This window comes from Thermopolyspora sp. NPDC052614 (genome assembly GCF_040678635.1).
GTDB lineage: Bacteria > Actinomycetota > Actinomycetes > Streptosporangiales > Streptosporangiaceae > Thermopolyspora.
Genome location: NZ_JBFATZ010000006.1, coordinates 4,448 through 25,636, shown reverse-complemented (window position 1 = coordinate 25,636; position 21,189 = coordinate 4,448). Strand labels below are relative to the sequence as shown.

The window sequence follows — 21,189 nt, the reverse complement described above, 5'->3', positions numbered from 1 at the left end:
ACCGGCCGGCACCTGGCCGATTCTAGGGCGGTTCTACGTCATCCTGCTCGGGGTGCCGTTCCTCGCCGCCGGCGCCGTGGCCGCGTTCGCCGTCTTCCGCCGATCCGGCAGGCATCATTGACGGCCGGCCCGGGGCCGGAGCGTCAGGAGCCGCGCGGGGTCACCAGGCCGGATTCGTAGGCGAACACCACGAGCTGGGCGCGGTCGCGGGCGCGGAGCTTGGTCATGGCCCGGTTGACGTGCGTTTTCGCGGTCGCCGGGCTGATCACCATGGCTTCGGCGATCTCATTGTTGGTCAGGCCCCGCGCGACCAGGGCGACGGCCTCGCGTTCGCGGTTGGTCAGGTCTTCCAGTCCCCTGCCGGTGAGGGCGCCGGGTGGCGGGGTGGTGACGTACCGGTCGATCAGGCGGCGGGTGATCGACGGGGCGAGCAGGGCGTCGCCGCGGGCGGCGACGCGGATGGCGTGCAGGAAGTCCTCGGGCTGGATGTCCTTGACGAGGAAGCCGGCGGCGCCGGCGCGCAGGGCGTGGAAGACGTACTCGTCCAGGCCGTAGTTGGTGAGGATGACGACGTGCACCCCGGACATGGCCGGGTCCGCGGCGATGCGGCGGGTCACCTCGATGCCGTCCAGGAGCGGCATCCGGATGTCGATGAGCGCGATGTCGGGCAGGTGCTTCGCGGCCAGGGCCAGGCCCTCGCGGCCGTCGGCGGCCTCGGCCACGACCTCGATGTCGTTCTCGATGTCGAGGAGGGCGCGGAATCCGCTGCGGATGAGCGGCTGGTCGTCGACGAGCAGGACACGGATCATGACGGCGCCGGCTCCACGGGCAGTTCGGCCTGTACGGTGAAGCCGCCTTCGCGGCGCGGCGCCGCCCGCAGGCGTCCGCCGAGGGCGGTGACCCGTTCGCGCATCCCGAGGAGCCCGACGCCGGGCGCGGGGGCGGCGTCCGGGGTGGCCGTGCCGTCGTCGTCGACCCGGATGACCAGGGCACCGGGACGGTAGTCGATCCGGACCGACGCGGTCGTGGCGGCGGCGTGGCGGGCGACGTTGGTCAGCGACTCCTGGACGATCCGGTAGGCGGTCCGGTCCACCGCGGCGGGGACCTCGGGGCGTTCCCCCTCGATCGTCAGCCTGGCGTCCAGCCCGCCGGCGCGGGCGCGTTCCACCAATTCGGGGACGTGGTCGAGCCCGTGCGGCGGGCTTTTTCCGTCGTCGCGCAGCGCCTCCAGGGTCGCCCTCAGCTCCCGGGACGCCTCACGGCCGGCCTCCAGGATCGCCAGCAGGGCCTCCGGGACGGGTTCGCCCCGCCTGCGGGCGAGGTGGACGGCGACCTCGGCCTGCAGCTTGATCACGGAGATCTGGTGGGTGAGCGAGTCGTGCAGTTCCCGCGCGATGTGCAGCCGCTCCTCCCCGGCGCGGCGCCGCGCGGCCTCCTCGCGGGTGCGTTCGGCCTCGTCCGCCCGGCGCTCGGCCTGCCGCAGCGCCTCCCCCGCGGCGGCGGCCGCGATCAGCCAGGCGATCTCGAGTGCGCCTCTGGCATGCGCGAACGCCTCGCCGGTGTCGTGCAGGCCGGAGACCAGGGCCGCGAGCGGAAGGGCGGCCAGCATGATGGCCGCGCTCACCGCCGTGGCGACGCGGTGCCCCGACCGCATCGCCGCGTACACCGCGACCAGATACGCGATCGCGGGCACGTCGAATCCGAGGGCCTGGTGGCACAGCGCGAGCAGCCCCGTCACGGCCAGCACGAGGACCGGGGCCCGGCGCCGCGCGGCCAGTGCCAGGCCGCCGGCGATCAGCGGCGCGTACGCGAGCGGGCCGAGGGACAGGCCGGGGGACGTGGCGGGAAGTGGCCCGGACAGCCCGGTGACCAGCAGGGCCGTCGCCGCTCCGACGGCGATGGCCCAGTCGGCGGCCCCGATCCGTCCCCTGCCCATGGCTGCACCCTAGCCCGGCGCCCGGCGGGGGCGGCTCCTTCGCGAGGACGATCGGCCGGGTACCGCACGGGCGGTATTTCCGCTGATTGTGCGACATCTGCGGCAGCGGGCTGCGGCATCGGCGGCAGGGCGGATTGCCCGCGCCGAGGGGACGACCGGCGGGGCTGCGGCGGACATGCTCGGGTCATCTGCCGGTCCCCGGAGAAGGGAGCGTCCCATGCCCATCCGTATGCCTGTCCGTACGCCTGCGCGTATGCCCACGCGTATGTCCGTGCGTATGCCCGTGCGTATGCCCGTCCGTCACCTGCCCGCCGCCGCGTCCGCCGTGCTCCGGCGAGCCGGGTCCGCCGTGCCGGCGGCCGTGCTCGTCATGGTCACACCGGGCCCCGTCAGCCCGGCCACGTGGACCCCCGGCCGTGTGTGGGCCGTGGCGGCCACGCTGGTGGGGCTGGCCGGGGTGGTCGCCGGCGCGGTCGCGCTGGCCCGCTCCCGCCGCGGCGCGGGAGCCGGGAAGAGGGGTGCCGTCGCCGCCGTCGGCGCGGGGGTCGCCGGAGCGGTCGTCGGCGGTCTGGTCGTGGCCGCCGCCGAGGGCGGTCCCGGCACCGGCTACGGGATCGTCGGGGGGTACGCCGCCCTGGTCGTGGGAGTGGCCGGGGCGGTGGTCGGCGGGCTGGCCCTGACCCGCGTCCGCCGTACCGGATGAGGGTGGTCCCGCCTCAGGCGACGGCGGGCCGGACAGGGCGGCTCGTCGTCCACCGGGCCGAGGAACCGGGCGGGCCGCCGGTCGCGCGCTGATGTCGGGGTGTCGCCCGGCCATGTCGGGGAGCCGTGGATACCCGGAGACTTCCAGTACGGCAGCGCCGGCGCGCAGGTAGTGGATGCGGAGGCCGCGGGGGTCGGTGGGCTGGGCGAGTGTGCCGATGAGGCGGTAGCCGAGGCGGTCGCGGTAGAAGGCGAGGGCGCGGTCGAGGTCGGCGACCGTGATCGCGACGTGTCCGAAGGACGGGCCCGCGCCGGGGCGCGGCGGGCGGCGGCGAGGCGCTCCCGGTCGGCGAGATCGGAAGCGGCGACCGCGGTGTAGGCGGATCGGGCCGGTGAGAGCCGTGTGCGCGGCGCGGCGTTACGGGCAAAACATGCACGGCATGCAATGATGCGCGTCGTGTATCTTTGGTCGTGGGAGGACGTGCCTTCGGTTACGGGCGGCCTGGTGCGAGGTCACGCCCGGGGAAAGGATGGGCGATGACCGACAGTCCGGCGACAGAGGCACCCGCCGCCAGCCCCACTGACACGCGGCAGACCCTGCCCGCCGACCTGCTCGAACGGGGACGCTGCCCGTTCGACCCGCCGGCCGGGTTGCGGGCGCGCCGCGGACGGGGTGCGGTCCAGCCGCTGGACCTGCTCAACGGTGCCCGGGCCTGGCTGGTGACCGGCTTCGAGGAGGCCCGCGCCGTGCTGTCTGACCCGCGCTTCAGCGCCGACAGAGTGCGCCATCGCGAGGCGATGTCGCTGCAGCCGCACGAGGTGGCCGAGCTGGCCGCCGGCACCCTGCCGCAGGGCCCGCCCGTGCACAGCCGCGAGGACGGGTTGTTCGTCTTCATGGATCCGCCCGAGCACACCCGGATCCGGCGGCTGCTGACCGGCCAGTTCACCGTACGGCGGATGCGGGAGCTGGAGTCGCGGGTCGCCGAGATCAGCGTCGAGCACATCGAGGCGATGAAGGCGGCCGGCACCGAGGCCGACCTCGTGCCCGCGTTCGCGCTGCCGGTGCCCTCGCTGGTGATCTGCGAGCTCCTCGGCGTCGACTACGCCGACCGCGCCGAGTTCCAGGAGCGCACCTCCATCGCCCTCAACGCCGCCGCCTCCCCGCAGGAACGGGCCGTCGCGGGCGCCGAGCTGTACGCGTTCATGCAACGCCTGGTCGCGGCCAAGCGCGCCGAGTCGGCCGACGACCTGCTGTCCGGCCTCATCCACGACGCCGACCCGCCCCTGACCGACGCCCAGCTCGTCGACATCGCCACCGTGCTGCTGGGGGCCGGGCACGAGACGACGGCCAACATGCTCAGCCTCGGCACCTTCGCCCTGCTGGAGCATCCCGATCAGCTTGCCGCGCTGCGCGCCGATCCGTCCCTGATCGACAACGCGGTCGAGGAACTGCTGCGTCACCTGTCGATCATTCAGCTCGGCGTCAGCCGGGTCGCCACAGAGCCCGTCACCCTGGGCGGCGTCGAACTGCCCGCGGGTGCCACCGTTGTGATCGCGACGCCGGAGGTGAACCGCGACCCCGGGCATTGGCAGGATCCCGACAGGCTCGACCTGGGCCGTCCGCGCGTGCCGCACCTGGCCTTCGGGCACGGCGCCCACATGTGCCTGGGGCATCAGCTGGCCCGCATGGAGATGCGCATCGGGCTGGGCGAGCTCGTCACCCGCCTGCCCGGCCTGCGGCTCGCCGTGAGCCCCGATCAGGTGCCGCTGCGCGACGAGATGCTCATCTTCGGCGTGCACTCGCTGCCGGTCACCTGGTCGTGAGGCACGCGGCGACGCCGGGGAGGATTTGGGGGAGGATGTGAGGGTGCACGCCGTGTCGGATACCGGCTCGCCCGGCGACTCGTCATCCGGGCCTTCGGGCGACCCGCCGGTGACGCCTGCCGGGCCGGATGGCGCGGCGCCCGTCCTCGGCCGCCGGGAGCGCAAGAAGCAGGCCACGCGCGCCGCGCTCCGCGAGGCCGCGTTGCGGCTGTCCCTGCGGCACGGCGTGGAGAACGTCACCGTCGAGCAGATCGCCGACGAGGCCGACATCGCGCTGCGTACCTTCTTCAACTACTTCTCCAGCAAGGAGGAGGCGGTCGTGGCCTCCGTCGAGGCCGCCGCGCGGGAGCTCATCACCGAGTTCAGGTCCCGGCCGGGGACCGAAACGGTCCTGCAGGCGTTTCGCGAGGCGGTGCTGGCCGTCCTGGGCCGCAGCGCCGCCGCCGACCGCGATTACGTCCGGGCGCTGCGGCTGATCCGTGCCGCGCCCACGCTGGCGCCCCGGCATCTGGCCATGCTCGTCGCGCAGGAGCAGGCGCTGGCCGAGGCGATCACCGAGCGTATCGGGCACCTGGGGGCGCGGCCCGGCGCGCCCTCGGAGGCCGGGCCGCCCGCCGACGACGTCTATCCGTCCGTGTGCGCGGCGGCCGCTCTCGCCGCGCTTCGCGTCGTCCTGGACCAGTGGGTCCACCAGACCGCGGGCTCCGGCGAGCCGCCCGACCCGGCGCTGCTCGGCCGGCGGTTCGACACGGCGATCGCCGAGCTCGCCGCGGGTCTGGACCGGCCCGGCCGCCCGGCCGTGTAGGGCGGTACGGTTGACGCGCTCCCCGGCCTGATGGCCGGGGAGCGCTGCGGACGGGCCCGGTGCCCTCGGCCGCCGATGTGGGTCGGGTGCCCGTGGGAAGGACCGTGAGCGTGGCGACATGGCCGCGGTCAGCGTGTGATGTGGGATTTCCTCCACGGTGAGAGCCGTACAGGACGGTTTTGACCAGTACGTGACGTGGTGCCGCCATTCCACCGACCGCGTCCTACAGGGCGAGGCGTCCCCTGCGGCCCGGGTGGATCCCGCGTCTCATCGGCGGAGAGGACCTTCGGGCTGTTCGCGAACGCCCGATGCGAGGGCGGTGAGCGTGTGGACGGCGCTCAGCGCCGCGAACCGGATCAGGTCCATGGCGATCACCACCGGGCGTTTGCGCCGGAACTCCACCCACGGCCCAAGCGGCACCACCACCAGCGCCCCGACCGCGAGCGCCGCGGCGGCCAGAGCCGACACCTCGGCGGGTTCAGGTTTCAGGACGAGGATCGCGATCAGGGCGAACGCGTCGAACGCGAGTCAGGTGCCGAACGTGCTGATCGCGTACGCGGCCCAGAACCACCGGAACCGCCGCCCCGGCGACCTTCCCGCTGCGCACCGCCATGTCTCCGGATACAACCATCCGTCGCCTCGGGCGATGTAAACGGGCAGGCGGAGCGCACGTCAAACCGTCAGCACCCGGATCGGGGAGCCGGCCCGCCACGCCTGGATGTCCTCGACGGCCTGGGTGTACATCGAGCGGTATCCGCCCTCGGTGACGTACCCCAGGTGCGGCAGGAGCACGGTGTTGGGCGCGTCCCGCAGCGGGCTGTCGGCGGGCAGCGGCTCGGTGTCGTAGACGTCCAGGCCCGCGCCGGCGATCGTGCCGTTGGTCAGCGCGGCGGCCAGCGCGTTCTCGTCCACGATCGGCCCGCGCGAGGTGTTGACCAGGATCGCGGTGGGTTTCATCGCGGCCAGTTCGGCCGCGCCGATCAGGCCGGTCGTCCGGTCGCTGAGCCTGAGATGGATGGTGAGGACGTCGCTGGAGGCGAGCAGCTCGTCCTTGGGCACCCAGGTCGCGCCGGCCTCGGCCGCCCGCTCGGGCGTCAGGTTCCGGCTCCAGGCGATCACCCGCATGTCGAAGGCCTGGCCGATCCGCGCCACCTGCGTGCCCAGCCGGCCCAGGCCGAGCACGCCCAGGGTGCCGCCGGCCAGGTCGGTGCCGACGGTTGTCTGCCAGCGGCCCTCGCGCAGCGCCCGGTCCTCGGCGACCACGTGCCGCCGGCAGGCGAGGATCAGCGCCCAGGTCAGCTCGGCGGTGTTGGAGCTCTTGGCCGAGCCGGAGGTGGCCGTACCGGAGACCGTGACCCCGTGGGCCGCGGCCGCCGCCAGGTTGATGGCGGCGTTGGTCATGCCCGTGGTCACCAGCAGGCGCAGGTCCGGCAGCCGGTCGAACGTCTCGGCCCGGAAGGGCGTCCGCTCGCGCATCGCGACGACGACCTGCGCGCCGCGCAGCGCGGCGGCCAGCTCGTCGAGGTCGGCGATGTGCTCGTGCAGCACCTCCACCTCGTCTCCGGTCAGGGAGTCGAAGGGGCCCAGGTCGCGGGCCACCCGCTGGTAGTCGTCCAGTACGACGATCTTCATGCGGTCATCGTACGCGCCGCGTGCGGCCCGGGACCTCGGTGCCCCTGATCGCCGGGCGGCGGCACCGCCGTACGGCGGCGTGTCAGGTGTCCTCGGCCGGCGCGGGGGCCTGCCCGACGTTCTCCGGGCGCGAGGACGGGACCTTCGCGTCGGCGGGTTGCGCCGTGCCGGGGGGCGGGGGCGGTGTGACGATCTCCTCGGTGTCCTTGCCGCGGGTCGCCCACAGGTAGATCAGCGCGCCGGCGAACAGCACGATCGAGGTCCACTGGTTGATGCGCAGGTCCAGGAATGTCGCGGCGTGGTCGACTCCGCCCACCGGGTCGATGCGCAGCCCTTCGATCCAGAACCGGCCCAGCGTGTAGCCGGCGACGTAGACGGCGAACAGGCGTCCGTGGCGCAGCGCAGGCAGCCGTGCGGCCAGGATCAGGCCGAAGCCGAGCGCCGCGTCCCACAGCGACTCGTACAGGAACGTCGGGTGGTAGAGCACGCCCGGCTCGCCGCCGTGCGCCTGGTCGATCTCCAGGCCCCACGGCAGCGTGGTCGGGGAGCCGTACAGCTCCTGGTTGAACCAGTTGCCCCAGCGGGCGATCGCCTGCCCGAACGCGATGCCGGGCGCGACCGTGTCGGCGATGGCGCTCAGGGACAGGCCGCGGCGGCGGCAGGCCAGCCACACGCCCACGCCGCCGAGGGCGACCGCGCCCCAGATGCTGAGCCCGCCCTCCCAGATGAACAGCGCCCGGTAGGGCTCCTTGATCGCCTGTGGGCCGAAGTACAACCGCCAGTCGGTGATCACGTGGTAGAGGCGGGCGCCGATCAGGCCGAAGATCACGCCGGGGACGGCGATGTCGGTGATCGTGCCCTTCTCGCCGCCGCGGGCGCGCCAGCGGCGCTCGCTGAGCCAGATGCCGAAGCCGATCGCGACGATGAAACACAGCGCGTAGGCCCGGATCGGGATGAATCCCAGATACCAGACTCCTTGGGAAGGGCTGGGAATCGCGGCAAGGGGCATGCCGGTGACGCTAGTCGGTGGAAGCCCGATTAACCATCTTTGTGATCTATTCGCCTGCTTTCTGTGACGAGGCGCGGGTGCCGCCGCGGCATCCGGCGGCGGTTTCGATGGGGCGATACGCCCGGGGATGCCCGGCAGGAGCGCCGGGAGGCCCTCGCCGGTGGGCGGCGGGAGGCGGCGGAATTTCGCTTGCGGGCGCGACCGGCGGGCCAATAGCGTGCGTCCGGGATCATCGAATTCGTCGTGAGGACCGTCGCGTGACGCCGCCTGCTCTCGCCGCCTGACATTTTCTTTCGCGCGCTTTGTCGCCGGCCTTTGTCGGCCGGTCTCGCCGGGCCGCCCTGAACTCGCCGGGCCGTCCTGGCTGCTCAGCGTTCTGTGTCAGGTCTCAGAGAGATTCATGTCCTCACAATCCCATAAAGAGCAATTCGTGCTGCGCTGGACCGTGCGGATGGTACGGCTGCCGCTGCTCGCCCTGCGCTGCCTGGACTGCCGGGCGGGGGCGGCCACCGCCGGCGACGGCAGGTTCCGCGTCAACGCCAACGGCAGGCTGCTTGACGTGTGGCTGCTCGTGCGTTGCGTCCGCTGCGACCGCACCTCGAAGATCACGGTCCATGAGCGGGTTCCGGTCCGGTCGCTGGGGGCGGCCCGGCTTCGCGCGTACGAGAACAACGATGAGGCGCTCGTCGCCCGCGTGGTCCTGGATCCCGCGGTGGCGCGGCGCAACCGGTTCGCCCTGGACTGGGGCGGCGCCTGGGAGCCGGAGTCCCAGGCCGTCGAGACGGCGTGGCCGTACCGGGTGGACGTCGGTTTCGCCGACCCCGTGCCCGTCCGGCCCGAGCAGCTGATCGCCCAAGGGCTCGGGATCGGCAGGGGCGAGGTCAGGCGCCGGATCAAATGCGGCATACCGCTCGGCCGTACCACGAGCACGGATTTCTCGTTCGTCGTCATGCCCGCCGCGTGAAAGGGCTCGCTTGACATCCTCCCCCACCTTCGCCGCCCGCACCGAATCTCACTGTCGGTGTCGATGTGAGGGCTGAATGAACACAATGGCTGGGATAAGAGATCCCCAACGGGGTCCTGAAGGCCGGGGCATGCTCCGGTTCCTCCGGTGACGAACATCCCGGCCCCGGACACGGTCGAACGCCACCAGCGCGGCCGCGCCTCCGGCCGTGTCCGGATTTGCCGGAACGGCAAAGATATTTGGCGGTGTCACCGTACCGCCTCCAGCGTGGTCGCAGACGCCCCGCCAAGAGCGCGTCCCGGCACGATCAGGCAACGTCCAAAGGAGATGCGATGACGGATTCCCGCTTCACCGCGGCGTACTGGGATGAGCGCTACGGCTCCACCCAGCGCTTGTGGAGCGGCGACCCCAACGCCGCGCTGGTCGAAGAAGCCGCCGCCCTCACCCCGGGCACCGCCCTGGAAGCGGGGTGCGGGGAAGGCGCCGACTCCCTGTGGCTGGCGTCGCAGGGCTGGCAGGTGACCGCGGTGGACTTCTCCGCCCAGGCCCTGCGCCGCGCCGAGGCGCACACGCCCGAGCATCTGGCCGATCGCATCACCTGGCGGCAGGACGACGTGCGCTCCTGGAGCGCCGAGCCCGGCGACGACGCCGCGGCCTACGATCTGGTCACCGCGGCCTTCCTGCATTTCCCGAGCGTGGTACGGCGGCGGGTCTTCGCCGCGCTGGCCGCCCGGGTCGCCCCCGGCGGCCATCTGCTGATCATCGGGCACCATCCCAGCGACCTCGGCACCGCCGTGCCCCGGCCGCCGGAGCCCGACCTCTTCTACACCGCCGACGACCTGGCGGCCGATTTGCCGGCATCGCGATGGGCCGTCCTGACCCGCTCGGCGCGGGCGCGTACCGCGACCGCACCCGACGGGGAGCCGGCAACCATCCACGACACCGTCCTGCACGCCCGGCGCATCCGCTGACCGCCTCCCGGAACGGGAAACCCACGTGCGCAAGGCTGTCGCCGACCAGACGGCACCGGTCACCGGTGCCACCCAGGCTCCGGCGTAGTCGCGGTTTGAGGCCTGATGTCCGGATCTTGTGAGGCGGCCGACCGGAATACGTAGCAGGCACGACCTTCACGATCATGAGGGTGTCGAAGCCTTGATCGTGACAGTCGTGCCTGCCTCCTCATCACGCCCGATCTATTCACAATCCCATGCAGATCGCTTCGTGCGGCGCTGGACCGTGCGGAGGGTTCGGCGCCCGCCGCGACAGCGGCCTCGGTCTGCTCATGCCGTACGTCACCGGGGGGATCACCCCCGGCTGGACGGACTACCTGCGGGCGTTCGCCGACGCGGGGGCGGACGCGATCGAGGTCGGCCTGCCCTTCTCCGACCCCACGCTGGACGGCGTCACCATCCAGCGGGCGAACGAGGCGGCACTGGCCCGGGGGGGCGAGCACGCGCCGGATTCTCGCCGACCTGTCCGGCATGCCGGACCTGGGCGTGCCGCTGGTCGCCAGCACCTACCTACTACAACCTGGTGCTGCACGGCCGGCCCTCGAGGAGGGCCGTTCCCGAATGGGACGGCCGTCAGCCGCGGGTGTATCCGGCCGGTACCTGCCGTGGATGTTCCGGTGTCGGTGCCGTAGGGAGTTCCGGCTGGTCGGCCAAGGCGGCAGACTGAGCGGTGGGACGCATGGATCGACATCGATCTGGTGGAGGATGCGGGTCCCGCCTGGCGACCGAATCGTGCCGGAATCTGGGTTTGTGCGCCCTGCCGGAGCAGGCGGAGACTCCAGGATGCTGACCTCTGATAAGTGATGTTATCGGAGGTCAAGTTTTCGATCAGTATCGTTTTCGTACGTTCGGAAGCGTGCGTTCGTACGACTGAACGTTTAAGATCGGGTTGTGGCGACCGAAGAGCGAGACGCCGGGGCGCGGGAGACGGGCGGGGAGCCGGACGGGCAGGAGCCGCCGCGTTGTGCGGGGCCGGGTTGCGCCAACACGCTGCCCGGGCGCAGCAGCCGGGCCCGCTACTGCAGCGACGCCTGCCGCGCCGCCGCGTACCGGGCCCGCACCACCGCCCACGCCGCGCCGGTCGTCGGCGCGATGCTGCGCGCGCAGGAGCTGCTCGCGCCGCTGCTGGCGGCGGGGGAGCGGTGGCTCACCGCGCAGGAGGCGCTGCGCGCGCAGCTGGCCGAGCTGAGCACGGGGGCGCTGGCCCAGGTCGAGGCGGCCGAGCACGCGGCCGAGGAGGCGCGGGCCGCCGCGGCGGCGGCCGAGCAGCGTGCCGTGACCGCCGCCAACGCCGCCGCCGCGCAGGTGACCGCGGCGCGTCAGGAGCGGCTGCGCGCCGAGCAGGAACGCGATCGGGCCGAGGAGCGGGCACGGCAGGCCTGGCAGCAGGCCGGGGAGCACGCCACCGCCCGGGATCACGCCGAACGCGACGCGGAACAGGCCCGGCGGGCGGCCGAAGCCGCGCAGGCGCAGCGCCGGCTGGCCGTACAGGAGGGTGAGGCCGAGCGGCGCCGGGCCGCCGAACTCTCCGACCGCGTCGCCGAACTGGAGCGCACCCTGACCACCCGGGCCGAGGAACTCGCCGAGGCCCGGCGGAGCCTGACCGAGCAGCGTGATCGCACGCGCGACGCCGAACAGGAACGCGACCAGGCCCGGGGGGCCGCTGCGGCCCACGCCGAGGAGCTGCAGCGGCTCCGCGCCGCCCTCGCCGACGCCGAACGGCAGCGTGAGCAGGCCGCGACCGCCGCCGCCGTGGCCGAACAGGCCGCCACCGCCGCCCGCGCGGAGACCGAGCGTCTGCGCGACGAGCTCGCCCGGTCCCGCGCCGCCCTCGCCGACGCCGAACGGCAGCGTGAGCAGGCCGCGACCGCCGCCGCCGTGGCCGAACAGGCCGCCACCATCGCCCGCGCGGAGACCGAGCGTCTGCGCGACGAGCTCGCCCGGTCCCGCGCCGCCCTCGCCGACGCCGAGCGGCAGGCGCGCCGGAGCGCCACGTCCCCTCCTGCGGATCCAGGCCCGGAGCATCGTGACGCGGGTGATCCCGGGCGGAGTTGATCGGCGGCAGGGCGTTCACCTGCACGCTCGCCGCGCAGCGGCCCGCGATGGTCCGGTTGGGTTCACGCGGTCGGCGAGCTGATCACCATGCAGAAGCCCCGGCCGCGCCTGGCGGTTCAGCAAGGCCCCGGCACTTCCCTCGGTGTCCGCGCGATGAGGTCCAGGGGCGCCTTCTGCGTGAGGGCGTCGGCGACAGGCCGCCCCCGGGCCGTACGACCAGCCGGCGCCGGCGCTTACCCAGCGGATCGGGCTGGAGGACAATCCCGAACACCCCCCGCTGTGAAGCGGATGCTCGCACGCGGCGCGACGGCCGGCTACCTGCTCACCATCCCCGGCACCGCCCACGCCACCTTCACCGACGCCCCCATGTGGATGGCACCGGTGCCGTCGCCGGTCGGCGCTCTCGGGCGCACCGAGGGCAACCGCATCATCACCGAGGTGACGATCGGCTGCCTCGACGCCGAGCTACGCGACCGGCCGACGGACCTTCCCGGCCTCACGTCCCGGCATGGCGAGCTGAGCGTCTACGACGCCGATGAACGGCGGTGGCGGAAGTAGCGTCGCCGGCGACCGGCTGGCCGACCCCGACCTGGTGGACGTGCTCACCGCCGAGGCCGACCTGTGGCTGCGGGCCGGGGACGCCACCCGGGCCAGGCAACTGCTCGACCTCGCCTGGACCCGCGCCGACGGCGGCGACCCGCACCGGATCGGCGCGGTCGCGCTCGGCCTGGACCGGATCGGCGCCCGGTTCGCGATGCCGCGCACCGAGCTCGTCTCGGCCCTGGACCGGGCGCGGCGGGCGCTGGCCGGCACCGCGACCGCGGCCGAGGCGCAGGTGACCGCCGCCCTGGCCCGGCAACTGCAGCACTCGGTGCCGAAGGACCGGCCGCGGGCCCGGCCACTCGCCGAACGGGCGGTGACGATCGCCCGCGCCCTCGACGACCCCGCCACCCTCGCCACCTGCCTGCTCGCCCACCACGACGTGCTCTGGACGCCCGGCACCGCCGAACGGCGGGCCGCGATCGCCGCCGAGATCGCCGACCTCGCCGAGCGGGCCGCCGATCCCGAACGGCGCGCCCAGGGCCTGCTGCTCGCCGCGAGCGCCCAGCTCGAGGCGGGGTCGCCCGCCTTCCGCGCCACCGCCGCCGAGTACGAGCACCTCACCCGGCGGCTGCGCCAGCCCCGCCACGACTACCTGCTGCAGACCCGGCTGGCCGCGCTCGCGCTGCTCGACGGGGACGTCGACGCCGGTGAGCGGCTGAGCGCGCGGGCGGCCGAGCTCGGCGAGCAGGTGGGCGACGGCGACGCGGGCAACGTCCGGATGTCGCAGCGCCTGGAGGTGGCGCGGGCCCGGGGCGAGCCGGACGAGCTGCGGCGCACCGCCGCGGACGCCGTACGGTGGTGGGTGGGCGTCCCCGCGCACGCCCACGCCGTCGCCGCCGGGTTCCTCGCCCGCGCCGGAGACCTGGACGGGGCCCGCCGGGAACTCGGCGTGGTGCTGTCCCTCGACGGCCTGCGCGCGGACCGGTCGTACCTGTGGTCGGTGTTCGTCGGCGAGCTCGCCGTCGCCGCGATCGCGCTGCGCGACCTTCCGCTGTGCACACGCCTGCTGGAGGACCTGCTGCCGATCGCCGGAACCTGCGCGGTCAACGGCGCCCTGGTCTGCTTCATGGGCGCCCACGCGCACACGGTCGGCAACCTGCACGCCGCCCTCGGCGAGCCGGAGACGGCACGCCGCTGGCTCGGCCGGGCGCTCGACGTCCACCGCCGCCTCGGGGCGCGCCTGTGGGAGCGGGAGACCGCCGCGGCGCTCGCCGCCCTCGACCGCGACCGCCCGCCGCCCGCTCCCGCCGGCCCGCCCGCGGACGAGGTCGAGCTGGTACGCGTGGGCGACCTGTGGCGGGTCGGTTTCCGCGGCCACACGGCCTTTCTGCGCGACGCCAAAGGGCTTCACGACCTGGCCAGGCTGCTCGCCAGCCCCGGCGTCGGCCTGCCCGCGCTCGACCTGGCCGGAGGCGCGCCGCCCGCCGACTCCGGCGCCCCGGTGCTGGACCGGGCCGCGCTCGCCGCGTACCGCCGCCGCCTCGCCGAGCTCGGCGACGAGCTGGCCGAGGCGGAACGGCGGCACGATCTGGCCCGCCGGGAGAGGGCCGCCGACGAGCGTGAGCGGCTGCTCGCCGAGCTGCGCCGGGCGACGCGGCCGGGCGGGGCCTTGAGAACACTGGGCGCCACCGCCGCCGAACGCGCCCGCAAGGCGGTGACGGCCCGGATCCGGGACGCGATCCGGCGGATCGGGGACAGCGTGCCCGATCTGGGGGCCCACCTCGACCGCGCGGTCCGCACCGGCACCGTCTGCCGGTATGACCCGCGCGATCAGGCATAGCCGCCGGCCGGGAGCCCCGGCCGGCGGGTGCACGCCACGATCTGGCCCGCCGCCCTCTCCGGCGGGCCCGCACGGGCCGCCGCCGCAGCTGCCTAGGGCAATTAATCGTTTGCCTAATGTTCCTAGGAAGGGCTAGCGTTCGGCGGCATGAGACCAGTCACCGAGCAGCAGGTTCGCGCGTCCTTCGTCAACTGTTCCAAGGGCGAGGCCAAGCGCATGGCGCTGCCGCGCGACCTCGACGAGCGGCCCTGGGACGATCTGGACTTCCTGGGCTGGCGCGACCCCGGCACCCTCGACCGCGCCTACATCGTCACCGAACGGGGCGACGACGTCGTGGGCGTGGCGCTGCGGCTGTCGGCCCAGCGGCGCAACTTCGCCCAGCGCGCCATGTGCTCGCTGTGCCTGACCACCCATCCCACCGGCGGGGTGTCGCTGATGACGGCCCGCCGAGCCGGCCAGGCCGGGCGCGACAGCAACTCCGTCGGCGTGTACGTGTGCACCGACCTGGCCTGCTCCCTGTACGTACGCGGCAAGAAGATCCCGGATCTGGGCGGGCGGCTTGAGGAGACCCTGACCGTCGAGCAGCAGATCGACCGCACCAGGCAGAAGCTGACGGCCTTCCTCGACAAGGTGCTGTCCTGACCCTCGCCCCGCCTCGGCCCGGGCCGCCGCCGGCGAGGCCCGCCCAAGCGGGCGGCGCCCGGGGGATCGCGGGCCGGGCCGGCCGACCTGCGGCTGCACCACGATTTGAAGGTTTCCAGCGAAAACGTCAGGTGAATTCCGCAAAAGATTTCAATCGAAACTTCAACGATACCGTTGAAGGTATGGATATCAGGGACACGGCCCGACCCCTCGACGGCACGGCCGTCTCGGCGTTCCTGCGGCGGCGACCCGCCAAGCCCCTGCTGCTCGGCCTCGGCGAGGCCAGGCATTTCGTCGGCGAACTGGGCGAGGCGCGCAACGAGATCTTCCGGCATCTGGTCGAGCACGAGGGCTACCGGGCGTTCGCCATCGAGAGCGACTGCCTCGCGGGCCTGGTGGTCGACGAGTACGTCACCGGCGGCGCGGGCGCGCTCGACGACGTCATGGAACGCGGCTTCAGCCACGGCTTCGGCGCGTCCGCGGCCAACCGGGAGCTCGTGCGCTGGATGCGGGCCCACAACGCCGAACACGACGACAAGATCCGGTTCTACGGGTTCGACGGCCCGCTGGAGTACTGGGCGGCCAGCCCGCGCCAGGCGCTCACCGCCCTGTACGACCTGCTCGACGGCCCGCTGCCCTGCACCGCCGAGACCCTCGACGCGCTCCTCGGCCCCGACGAGCGGTGGTCGGACGAGGCCACGGCCACCGACCCGTCCCGGTCGATCGGCCGGTCCGCCGACGCCCGGCGGCTGCGGCTGATCGCCGACGACCTGGTGGCCCTGCTCGAGACGCAGGCGCCCGGCCTGAGCGCACCGGACAGGGAGCGGGCGGAACTGTACGCCCGCACCGCCGTCGGCCTGCTCCGCTACCACGACCAGATGGCCGACGACTCCCCGCACCGCTGGCCCCGGCTGTCGGCCCTGCGGGACGCGATGATGGCCGCCAACCTCCGGGCCATCGCCGAGCGCGGCCCGGCCCTGGTCTTCGGCCACAACCTCCACCTGCAGCGCCACAGCAGCCGCATGCCGTTCGGCGACCGGGTGCTGCGATGGTGGAGCGCCGGGGCGCTCGCCGCCACCCACCTGCGCGACCGGTACGCCTTCCTCGCCTCGGCCCTCGGCACCCTCGGCGACGACACCCCGCCCCCGGACACCGTCGAGGGCGCCCTGTCCACGCTTCCCTGGGACCACGCGCTCATCGACGCCCGCCGCCTCGCCGGGTCGCTGGCCCGGCCCGTGCAGCGCGTATCCCAGGATTTCGCCTATTTCCCCCTCGACCCGGCCCGCCTCGACCACATCGACGGCGTCGTCTTCCTCAAACAGGTCGCCGGACCCCGGTGACGGTCGCGAACCGGGAACATCGGGGAGCCTGTACGACCGCTGTCACCAGGTACACGCGATTGCGTTAGAGCAGGTCAGGGACGGCATCCATCCGGTCGATGGCGAATCTTTCGCCGATCCTCGGCGGGCACGATCAGCCGCGGTCGATATGGACCCGGAACTGTGGGTCTGCGGCGGGCCGCAAGGAGATCTGGGTCGTCGGCCCTCGCGAGGAACCTCGTCTCCATGCCCGCCACCCCGTCTTCACCTCGTACCGGCGCCCGCCGCGACGAGCCGTTCCGGCACGGGCACGCCGAGGTGGTCGAGGAGGGCGGCGACCTTCCGGTCGAGTTCGACGCCGACGGCCGCTATCTCAGGATCGCCGAAGGAGGCGAACTGGGCGCTCGGCTGGTCGAAGGAGAAGCGCGTCACCCCACCGGCGTCCTCATAGATCGTGGTGCGCAGCGGCGCGTAGAGCAGGACACCGGGATCGTGGTGGAACATCCGCTGGGCGATGGTGTGGTTGCCCATCAAATACTGCACGCTGTGCCACCGGTCACCGGAGCCGTGCATGATGGCCGTGTTGTCGAGGCTCCAGAAGATCATGAAGCCGTGCGGCGCGTTCTCCGCGGCGGTCCGCAGAACGGCGTCCCAGCCGGCACCCGACAGGCGCAGGCGTTCGTACTCCACCATGTCGAGCGGCGGCACCGCCCGTTCGTACTCCTCCCGGAAGGCCGCGAACGGCATGCCCGTGTCCACGGTCAGCCGGTGGACCTCGCGCGCGACGTCCTGAACAGGGTGGGTCTGGGTGGCCGTCATGGTGATTCCCCCTTCACCAGTGCGGGCCGGTGTGGCAGCGAGCTCCGTGGGCGGAGCCGGCGTCGCCATGGCACATGGCGCGGTTCCTGACATCCACTCCAGGAAAGGACCGCCGACCGACATGACTTCCGAGACAAAAGCCCCTCTACCTGGGACGTTACGCATGGAACTTGTAAGTCGCAAGCCAGGGTGCGCGGGAGCGGCATTCGAGGGTTCGGCCTTCCCGCGATGCACAGGGGATACGTGATCGCCAAGCACACCGGCGCGTCCAGCGATATGAGCTGGGAGCTTGCTGGTCCGGCGGGCGCCAGGGGGTCAGGTGCCGGTGGTGACCGGGCTGGCCAGGATGATCGGGTCAGGGGAGAGCCACGGGCGCGCCCACGCCTCTGCCGACACCGCCGCCGCAGTAAATACCGGATTCACCGCGGCAGCCGCCCGCGCCGTGCCACCCTGACCTGGATCACCCCACCCGTGATCATGAACGAGGTGTACGCATTACTGCGGCAGAACGAAGGTGATCGTGCCTCGACACGGGGATCCTGACCTGCTCTAACGCAATCGCGTGTACTCCATGACAGCAGTCTTACAGGCTCCCCGCGTCCGGGTGATCCACTCACTGGAACGGCGGGCTGAATGGTCGGCGTCACAGATGATTTGATGGTGATCGTCATCCGGCTCTAGATTCGGGCTTGAGCATTCAACCGTTGTGGTGCCGGGCGCCACAGCCTGAACGAAACGGAACCCGATGAACACCGTCCTCTGGGTGATCGCCGGACTGCTCACGCTGCTGTTCCTGGTCAGCGGCATCATGAAGGTCGTACGGACGAAGGAGGACCTCGCCTCCGCCGGCCTGGCATGGACGGCGGACTTCTCCTCCGGCGTGGTCAAGGCCATCGGCGTTCTGGAGGTCCTGGCCGCGGTCGGGCTGCTCCTTCCGCCCGTCACGGACATCGCCCCGGTGCTCGCGCCGCTGGCCGCCCTCGGCCTGGTCCTGCTCATGATCGGAGCGATGATCACGCACGTCCGCCGCTCGGAGTACCCCATGGTCGGCGTGAACCTGGTGCTCCTGCTGCTCGCCGCCGTCGTCGCCTGGGGGCGTTTCGGCCCGTACGCCTTCTGACGCACGCGGGCGGCGCGGCGGCCGGGCCGGGCAACGAACGCCGGGGGACCGGCCGGCCGGAATGCGAGGTCCGCGACCGGGCGCCTGCGCCCCGGCCGGTCCGGACTCGCCGTCATCCGGCGGGACGGGCCGCCCGCACATAGCACAGCGCCATCGGCAGGTCGCCCTGGTCCTGAAGGCGGAAGCCGGCCTGGGCGACGAGCTCGCGCAGCGACTCGCGCGGGTCGTGGCGCATAGCCGGGCCGGTGACCAGCCCGGCGAGGCGGGCGAGCAGGGGATTGGCGGGCGGGCGGTAGTCGGCGATCAGCAGGCGTCCGCCCGGGCGCAGCACCCTGAACATCTCCCGTACGGCGTCGCCGCGCCGGTCGGCCGGGATGTGGTGCAGGGCCAGGCTGGAGACGACGACGTCGAAACGCTCGTCCGGCAGATCGAGTTCCTGGCCCTCGCCCGGCAGGTAGGAGCAGTTGTCCGGGGCCTTGCCGCGGGCGTACTCGATCATGGGGGCGGAGTGGTCGACGCCGGTGACGTGCCCGGCGTGGCCGGCGACCTGGGACAGGATCCTGGTCAGGTAACCGGTGCCGCAGCCGACGTCGAGCACCTGGTGGCCCGGGCGTACCCCCGACAGCGCCGCGAGCCGGGTGAAGATCTCGCGCCGCCGCCCGAGGAAGCCCACCTGGGCGACCACGTCGTAGACGCGGGGACGGTCGATCGTCCCGCCCGCCTCGTGATGCTTGGCATGGTTGTGGAGTAGCTTGCCCAGGATCATCAGGTCTCTCCTCTCGAACAAACCGTTCGGTTCTGAATGCTGTGTTCAGTGGAAGCGTACGGTCAACACCCGCTTCTGCCCGGCTGTGCCGTACTGAACAGGAAGCGGTCAGATGTCCGGAAAACCGGTAGCCGCCGACGACGCCGCCCGCCCCGGGCCCGGCAAGGCGGACCGCCGGGTGCGCCGCACCCGGCAGGCGATCCAGCGCGCGCTGGTGGAGCTGATCCTGGAGAAGGGGTACGAGCCGGTCACGGTCACCGACATCATCGACCGGGCCGACGTGGGCCGCTCGACCTTCTACGCGCACTTCGACGGCAAGCAGGCGGTGCTGCGCGCCAACCTGGACGAGATCGCGTTCCTGCGTCCGACCCCGGATCCGGCGGGCTCGCTGTTCGCGTTCGCGAGGGGAATGCTGGAGCACGTCCGCGACCGGCGCGACCTGGTCCGGGCGCTGATCGGCAGGCGCGGCGGCGGGCAGGCGATCGCGCACGGCGAGCACCTGCTCCACAAAACCGTGCGCGACGAACTGCTCGCCCGGGGCGCGCAGCCGTCGCCCCGGCTGGACCTCGTGGTCACCTGTGTCGTCGGCGCGTTCCTGGCCCTTCTGGTCAAATGGGTGGACGAGGAGATCGACGCGACCCCGGCCGAACTGGACGACGCCTTCCGCGCGGCCGTCGTGCCCGGCGTGCAGGCCCTGCTGGAACGGCCGCGCACGGCGTCCATCGCCCCGCCACCCCGCCGATGAGGAGGATCCGATTGCACACCATCGAACGGCTGTCACCGGAACAGTTCGCCCGCAGCGTCAAGGAACTGGGCGGACTGCTCGCCGACGTCGTCGCCCGCGGCGCCTCCGTGGGCTTTCTGCACCCCTTCGGCCACGACGCGGCGACCGACTGGTGGCGGGCACGGCACCCGGAGGTGTCGCAGGGCCTGCTCACCGTCTGGGCGGCCCGCGCCTCCGCCGGCGGTGAGATCGTCGGCACGGTGGGCCTGGCCCGGGCGGGCAAGGCGAACGGCGCCCATCGCGCCGAGATCGTCAAGCTCATGGTCCATCCCGCCGCCCGCGGCCAGGGACTCGGCCGCGCCCTGCTGCACACCGCCGAACAGGCCGCCGCACGGGCCGGGCTCACCCTCCTGCTGCTGGACACGGTGACCGGCACCCCCGCCGACCGCCTGTACGACTCGGCCGGCTGGACCAGATACGGCATCGTCCCCGGTTACGCGGCCGACCCGCGCGGCAACCTGGAGGACTGCAGCTTCTACTACAAGCGCCTGGCGCCGGTGTGATCGCCACGATCCCGCCTCAAGATCCGGCTTCGACGTGTGTTGGTATGACCGGTGCGATGTCCGCACACGTTCATCGGATCGGGCGCGTACGCATGGCGAGGGTTCGCGCCGGCGCACCGGCGCGCGCCGTCTCGCGGCCGGGACGATCGACCCGGCGGGGCGATTCGGCCACGGCACCAGTCCGCTCGACGACCGACGAAGGAGTCTTCATGGACACCGTTGACCGCTTCCGCGACGCGGCGGAACGACGTGATCTCGACGCCGCCGCCGCCCTGCTCGCCCCCGGCGTGCGTCTCTACAGCCCGGTCAAGTTCACTCCTTTCGAGGGAGCCGACGCGGTACGGGGACTGCTCGGCGTGCTGATGCGCACCTTCGAGGACTTCCGTTACGTCGGAGCCCTCGAAGGCGAGGCCGAGCCCGTCATGGAGGGCACTCTGACCGCGGCGCGGATCCTGATCTTCCGGGCGGTCGTGGGCGGCAAGCAGATCCATGGCATCGACCTGTTCCAGCTCGACGACCAGGGCCGCATCGCCGAACTCACCGTCATGGTCCGGCCCCTTTCCGCGGTCACCGCACTCGGCGAGGCCGTCCTGGCCGGCCTCACCGCCGATGGCGTGATCCCCGCCTGACCGTCCGGCCCGATCGGGCGGGGAGTCGCGGCCGCGGCATGGCCGCCTGTGACACTCCGCCCCATCGCGGTTCCGGCCGCCCGTGGCCGCGCTCGCCGGCCGGTGTTCCCCGACCGCGCCCCAGGGGGTCACTCGACCGCTGGCGTGATCCCCGCCTGACCGTCCGGTCTGATCGGGCGGGGAGTCGCAGTCGCGGCATGGCCGCCTGTGACACTCCGCCCCATCGCGGTTCCGGCCGCCCGTGGCCGCGCTCGCCGGCCGGTGTTCCCCGACCGCGCCCCAGGGGG

At 72.9% G+C, this 21,189-nt stretch carries 21 protein-coding genes and 2 pseudogenes; 15 read left to right on the top strand and 8 right to left on the bottom strand.

The annotated features are described in order from the left end of the window. Nucleotides 1-143: 143 nt before the first annotated feature. Together AB0K60_RS14670 and AB0K60_RS14665 are read right to left on the bottom strand one after the other, a co-directional pair. Nucleotides 144-809, bottom strand: coding sequence for a response regulator transcription factor (locus AB0K60_RS14670; protein ID WP_364053582.1), 666 nt, complete (start codon nucleotides 807-809; stop codon nucleotides 144-146). After that, nucleotides 806-1,936 carry a histidine kinase gene (locus AB0K60_RS14665; RefSeq protein ID WP_364053579.1) on the bottom strand — a complete coding sequence of 377 codons (1,131 nt, stop codon included), beginning with the start codon at nucleotides 1,934-1,936 and terminating at the stop codon, nucleotides 806-808. The genes AB0K60_RS14670 and AB0K60_RS14665 overlap by 4 nt, the downstream gene beginning before the upstream one ends. Before the next feature lie 289 nt (nucleotides 1,937-2,225). On the opposite strand from AB0K60_RS14665, the gene AB0K60_RS14660 reads away from it, so the two are divergent. After that, nucleotides 2,226-2,639: a DUF6223 family protein gene (locus tag AB0K60_RS14660; RefSeq protein ID WP_364053576.1), complete on the top strand. Its 414-nt coding sequence runs from the start codon at nucleotides 2,226-2,228 to the stop codon at nucleotides 2,637-2,639. Between the two features lie 111 nt (nucleotides 2,640-2,750). Here AB0K60_RS14660 and AB0K60_RS14655 read toward each other — a convergent pair. Continuing rightward, nucleotides 2,751-3,023 (bottom strand): annotated as a pseudogene (locus tag AB0K60_RS14655) (VOC family protein); the annotation flags it as partial. Nucleotides 3,024-3,175: 152 nt separating this feature from the next. Here AB0K60_RS14655 and AB0K60_RS14650 point away from each other — a divergent pair. After that, the gene (locus tag AB0K60_RS14650) at nucleotides 3,176-4,462 is read left to right on the top strand and encodes a cytochrome P450 (RefSeq protein ID WP_364053573.1); all 1,287 of its coding nucleotides are present in this window, start codon (nucleotides 3,176-3,178) and stop codon (nucleotides 4,460-4,462) included. A gap of 52 nt (nucleotides 4,463-4,514) precedes the next feature. Next, entirely contained in the window at nucleotides 4,515-5,267 is a 753-nt protein-coding gene (locus tag AB0K60_RS14645) for a TetR/AcrR family transcriptional regulator (protein WP_364053570.1), read from the top strand. Between the two features lie 267 nt (nucleotides 5,268-5,534). Here the strand turns inward: AB0K60_RS14645 and AB0K60_RS14640 are convergent, their stop codons facing one another. From AB0K60_RS14640 to lgt, 3 genes are all read right to left on the bottom strand, one after another. Beyond that, the gene (locus AB0K60_RS14640; RefSeq protein ID WP_364053567.1) at nucleotides 5,535-5,735 is read right to left on the bottom strand and encodes a hypothetical protein; all 201 of its coding nucleotides are present in this window, start codon (nucleotides 5,733-5,735) and stop codon (nucleotides 5,535-5,537) included. 204 nt (nucleotides 5,736-5,939) lie between these two features. Continuing rightward, nucleotides 5,940-6,899: a D-2-hydroxyacid dehydrogenase family protein gene (locus AB0K60_RS14635; RefSeq protein WP_364053564.1), complete on the bottom strand. Its 960-nt coding sequence runs from the start codon at nucleotides 6,897-6,899 to the stop codon at nucleotides 5,940-5,942. Between the two features lie 82 nt (nucleotides 6,900-6,981). Further along, nucleotides 6,982-7,908, bottom strand: a complete 927-nt coding sequence (gene lgt / locus AB0K60_RS14630) for a prolipoprotein diacylglyceryl transferase (protein ID WP_364053561.1) — start codon at nucleotides 7,906-7,908, stop codon at nucleotides 6,982-6,984. Between the two features lie 430 nt (nucleotides 7,909-8,338). Here lgt and AB0K60_RS14625 point away from each other — a divergent pair, with 430 nt between their 5' ends. The 8 genes and pseudogenes from AB0K60_RS14625 (at nucleotide 8,339) to AB0K60_RS14590 (ending at nucleotide 16,302) form a co-directional block, all read left to right on the top strand. Further along, the gene (locus tag AB0K60_RS14625) at nucleotides 8,339-8,872 is read left to right on the top strand and encodes a DUF1062 domain-containing protein (RefSeq protein WP_364053558.1); all 534 of its coding nucleotides are present in this window, start codon (nucleotides 8,339-8,341) and stop codon (nucleotides 8,870-8,872) included. A 332-nt stretch (nucleotides 8,873-9,204) separates the two neighbouring features. Next, entirely contained in the window at nucleotides 9,205-9,843 is a 639-nt protein-coding gene (locus AB0K60_RS14620) for a class I SAM-dependent methyltransferase (protein WP_364053555.1), read from the top strand. 359 nt (nucleotides 9,844-10,202) lie between these two features. Then, nucleotides 10,203-10,316 (top strand): annotated as a pseudogene (locus AB0K60_RS14615) (tryptophan synthase subunit alpha); the annotation flags it as partial. A gap of 457 nt (nucleotides 10,317-10,773) precedes the next feature. After that, nucleotides 10,774-11,937, top strand: coding sequence for a hypothetical protein (locus tag AB0K60_RS14610; RefSeq protein WP_364053552.1), 1,164 nt, complete (start codon nucleotides 10,774-10,776; stop codon nucleotides 11,935-11,937). A gap of 279 nt (nucleotides 11,938-12,216) precedes the next feature. Beyond that, on the top strand, nucleotides 12,217-12,495 hold the full coding sequence (locus AB0K60_RS14605) for a hypothetical protein (RefSeq protein ID WP_364053549.1): 279 nt from the start codon (nucleotides 12,217-12,219) through the stop codon (nucleotides 12,493-12,495). Continuing rightward, nucleotides 12,473-14,320, top strand: coding sequence for a hypothetical protein (locus AB0K60_RS14600; protein WP_364053546.1), 1,848 nt, complete (start codon nucleotides 12,473-12,475; stop codon nucleotides 14,318-14,320). The genes AB0K60_RS14605 and AB0K60_RS14600 overlap by 23 nt, the downstream gene beginning before the upstream one ends. A 147-nt stretch (nucleotides 14,321-14,467) precedes the next feature. Further along, complete coding sequence (locus AB0K60_RS14595; RefSeq protein ID WP_364053543.1) at nucleotides 14,468-14,962, top strand: FBP domain-containing protein; 495 nt, start codon at nucleotides 14,468-14,470, stop codon at nucleotides 14,960-14,962. 182 nt (nucleotides 14,963-15,144) lie between these two features. After that, entirely contained in the window at nucleotides 15,145-16,302 is a 1,158-nt protein-coding gene (locus tag AB0K60_RS14590; protein ID WP_364053540.1) for an erythromycin esterase family protein, read from the top strand. Between the two features lie 243 nt (nucleotides 16,303-16,545). On the opposite strand, the gene AB0K60_RS14585 is transcribed toward AB0K60_RS14590, so the two are convergent. Beyond that, complete coding sequence (locus AB0K60_RS14585; RefSeq protein WP_364053537.1) at nucleotides 16,546-17,100, bottom strand: DUF302 domain-containing protein; 555 nt, start codon at nucleotides 17,098-17,100, stop codon at nucleotides 16,546-16,548. Nucleotides 17,101-17,845: 745 nt separating this feature from the next. Here AB0K60_RS14585 and AB0K60_RS14580 point away from each other — a divergent pair. Further along, entirely contained in the window at nucleotides 17,846-18,220 is a 375-nt protein-coding gene (locus AB0K60_RS14580) for a DoxX family protein (protein ID WP_364053534.1), read from the top strand. Between the two features lie 112 nt (nucleotides 18,221-18,332). Here the strand turns inward: AB0K60_RS14580 and AB0K60_RS14575 are convergent, their stop codons facing one another. Then, complete coding sequence (locus tag AB0K60_RS14575) at nucleotides 18,333-18,986, bottom strand: methyltransferase domain-containing protein (RefSeq protein WP_364053531.1); 654 nt, start codon at nucleotides 18,984-18,986, stop codon at nucleotides 18,333-18,335. Between the two features lie 112 nt (nucleotides 18,987-19,098). Between AB0K60_RS14575 and AB0K60_RS14570 the strand changes: the two genes are divergently transcribed. The 3 genes from AB0K60_RS14570 (at nucleotide 19,099) to AB0K60_RS14560 (ending at nucleotide 20,902) form a co-directional block, all read left to right on the top strand. Further along, nucleotides 19,099-19,731, top strand: a complete 633-nt coding sequence (locus AB0K60_RS14570) for a TetR/AcrR family transcriptional regulator (protein ID WP_364053528.1) — start codon at nucleotides 19,099-19,101, stop codon at nucleotides 19,729-19,731. A gap of 11 nt (nucleotides 19,732-19,742) precedes the next feature. Continuing rightward, on the top strand, nucleotides 19,743-20,273 hold the full coding sequence (locus AB0K60_RS14565; RefSeq protein WP_364053525.1) for a GNAT family N-acetyltransferase: 531 nt from the start codon (nucleotides 19,743-19,745) through the stop codon (nucleotides 20,271-20,273). A gap of 209 nt (nucleotides 20,274-20,482) precedes the next feature. Then, nucleotides 20,483-20,902 (top strand): nuclear transport factor 2 family protein, encoded by a 420-nt coding sequence (locus AB0K60_RS14560; RefSeq protein WP_364053522.1) that lies wholly within the window; start codon nucleotides 20,483-20,485, stop codon nucleotides 20,900-20,902. Nucleotides 20,903-21,189 lie beyond the last annotated feature (287 nt).

What these genes read in the sequence shown, in the direction of transcription:
- AB0K60_RS14670 (WP_364053582.1), bottom strand. Translation starts at nt 809, where the DNA reads ATGATCCGTGTCCTGCTCGTCGACGACCAGCCGCTCATCCGCAGCGGA.
- AB0K60_RS14665 (WP_364053579.1), bottom strand. Translation starts at nt 1,936, where the DNA reads ATGGGCAGGGGACGGATCGGGGCCGCCGACTGGGCCATCGCCGTCGGA.
- AB0K60_RS14660 (WP_364053576.1), top strand. Translation starts at nt 2,226, where the DNA reads ATGCCCGTCCGTCACCTGCCCGCCGCCGCGTCCGCCGTGCTCCGGCGA.
- AB0K60_RS14650 (WP_364053573.1), top strand. Translation starts at nt 3,176, where the DNA reads ATGACCGACAGTCCGGCGACAGAGGCACCCGCCGCCAGCCCCACTGAC.
- AB0K60_RS14635 (WP_364053564.1), bottom strand. Translation starts at nt 6,899, where the DNA reads ATGAAGATCGTCGTACTGGACGACTACCAGCGGGTGGCCCGCGACCTG.
- lgt (WP_364053561.1), bottom strand. Translation starts at nt 7,908, where the DNA reads ATGCCCCTTGCCGCGATTCCCAGCCCTTCCCAAGGAGTCTGGTATCTG.
- AB0K60_RS14620 (WP_364053555.1), top strand. Translation starts at nt 9,205, where the DNA reads ATGACGGATTCCCGCTTCACCGCGGCGTACTGGGATGAGCGCTACGGC.
- AB0K60_RS14600 (WP_364053546.1), top strand. Translation starts at nt 12,473, where the DNA reads ATGAACGGCGGTGGCGGAAGTAGCGTCGCCGGCGACCGGCTGGCCGAC.
- AB0K60_RS14595 (WP_364053543.1), top strand. Translation starts at nt 14,468, where the DNA reads ATGAGACCAGTCACCGAGCAGCAGGTTCGCGCGTCCTTCGTCAACTGT.
- AB0K60_RS14590 (WP_364053540.1), top strand. Translation starts at nt 15,145, where the DNA reads ATGGATATCAGGGACACGGCCCGACCCCTCGACGGCACGGCCGTCTCG.
- AB0K60_RS14585 (WP_364053537.1), bottom strand. Translation starts at nt 17,100, where the DNA reads ATGACGGCCACCCAGACCCACCCTGTTCAGGACGTCGCGCGCGAGGTC.
- AB0K60_RS14580 (WP_364053534.1), top strand. Translation starts at nt 17,846, where the DNA reads ATGAACACCGTCCTCTGGGTGATCGCCGGACTGCTCACGCTGCTGTTC.
- AB0K60_RS14575 (WP_364053531.1), bottom strand. Translation starts at nt 18,986, where the DNA reads ATGATCCTGGGCAAGCTACTCCACAACCATGCCAAGCATCACGAGGCG.
- AB0K60_RS14570 (WP_364053528.1), top strand. Translation starts at nt 19,099, where the DNA reads ATGTCCGGAAAACCGGTAGCCGCCGACGACGCCGCCCGCCCCGGGCCC.
- AB0K60_RS14560 (WP_364053522.1), top strand. Translation starts at nt 20,483, where the DNA reads ATGGACACCGTTGACCGCTTCCGCGACGCGGCGGAACGACGTGATCTC.